We start from the raw sequence: 1,537 nt of genomic DNA, 5'->3' as shown, positions 1-1,537 counted from the left end.
CACCAGCCGCTGCAGCAGCGCATCGCAGGCGGCCGGCGTGGCCAGCGGCGCCAGTTCCGTCAGTGCGTGGTCGTGGCCGTGGCCGTGGTGCGACTGGATCACCGCGGTGTCGATGTGCAGGCTGCGCCGCCGCAGCAGCCGCTGCAGCACGCTCTCGTGCAGGGTCCAGGCCTGGATCCGGCGCCGCGCCACGCTGCTGCGCAACCGCGTCAGCAGGCCGCGCTCCACGGTCAGCCGGCGCTCGCTCTCGCTCAGCCGGAAGCCGTGGTACTGCACGATGGCCAGCCCCATCGACAAGGCGCGCATCAGCAGCAACAGCGTCGCCAGCATCAGCGCGAAGGTCACCGCGCCGGCCATCCAGCCCAACTGCAGGTGCGTGGCATAGCCGAACAGTTGCCGCCCGTAGCGCTCGATCGCGTTGGAGATCATGCGCTCGGGAAACAGGTGGTAGGTGGCGCCGAACGCGGTGAGCAGCACCACCATGCCACGGTTGGAGATCAGGCCCTGGCGCAGCACCTCGGCGGTGGGCAGGGCCAGCAGCAGTTCGCTGTCCGGCACGGCGGGCGCGGCGCCCGCGTCGTCGCCGGCCTCGGCACGCTCGGCGGCGGGCGCGCGGTGGCGGATCTGCTGTTCCAGCGCCAGCGCCTGGTCCAGCCGCAGCACCCGCATCTGCGCCTCGGGCTTGGTGCCGCCGGCCGATTCCAGGCGCACCTCGGCCACGCCGAACAGCCGGTGCAGCAGCGACTGGTGCACCACCACGTTGTGGATGCGCGCGAACGGGATCTCGCGCAGGCTGCGTTCCAGCCAGCCGCTGCGGATGCTCAGGCTGTCGTGGCCGATGCGGTACTGGTAGGTGAGATAGCGCAGCAGCGACACCGCCACCAGCCCGCTGCACACCGCCAGCATCACCAGGTGATCGGCGTGATCGCGGTGGCCGTCGCGGCTGCCGAACACCAGCAGCGCCAGCAACGGCAGCAGGAAGTGCCTGAGGTGCTGCAGCAGCACGAACAGCCACGACCACGGATGCAGGCGCCGCACCGGCGTGGTGCGCTCGGTGTCGGCGAGGTCGCTCACAGCGCGTCGTCGTCGTGGTCGAGCTGGTGCGCCAGGCGTTCGCGCAGGCGCTGCGCGTCGGCCTGGTCCAGGCCGGGCACGGCGACCGCGGTATGCCGGGTGCCGGCGGTGTGCACGACCAGGGTGGACAGGCGCAGCGCGCGTTCCAGCGGACCGCGGCGCAGGTCCAGGTGCTGCACGCGCGAGATCGGCACGTGCGTCTCGCTCTGCCACAGACGCCCGCGGAACACGTCCAGGCCCTGGGCATTCAGTCGCCAGCGGATGCGCCGGTGGCGGACGAAGCCGACCCAGGCGCCGCACAGGCTGCCCACCGCCGCCGCCACGGCGCCCAGGGCCAACGCATGCAGGCTGTGCAGGCTGAGGCCGACGATGCCGGCGGCGACCACCAGGCTCAGCCCGAGCATGCAGCCGCCACCGAGCGCGGCCAGCCAGGCACCGCGCAACGGCACCGGCTGCCAGTCGG

The 1,537-nt window shown here is 72.6% G+C and carries 2 protein-coding genes; both read right to left on the bottom strand.

All coding sequences use genetic code 11. The annotated features are described in order from the left end of the window. A partial coding sequence (locus D183_RS0118665) for a PH domain-containing protein (RefSeq protein WP_017910336.1) occupies nucleotides 1-1,074 on the bottom strand: 1,074 nt, incomplete at its 3' end. Further along, nucleotides 1,071-1,537: PH domain-containing protein (locus D183_RS0118660; protein WP_017910335.1), on the bottom strand; the 467-nt coding region annotated here is incomplete at its 5' end. The genes D183_RS0118665 and D183_RS0118660, both read right to left, overlap by 4 nt.

The organism is Xanthomonas sp. SHU 199, from assembly GCF_000364665.1.
Classification (GTDB): Bacteria; Pseudomonadota; Gammaproteobacteria; order Xanthomonadales; family Xanthomonadaceae; genus Xanthomonas_A; species Xanthomonas_A sontii.
Note: the sequence above shows the minus strand (reverse complement) of the source record. Positions and strands in the feature narration are given on the sequence as shown.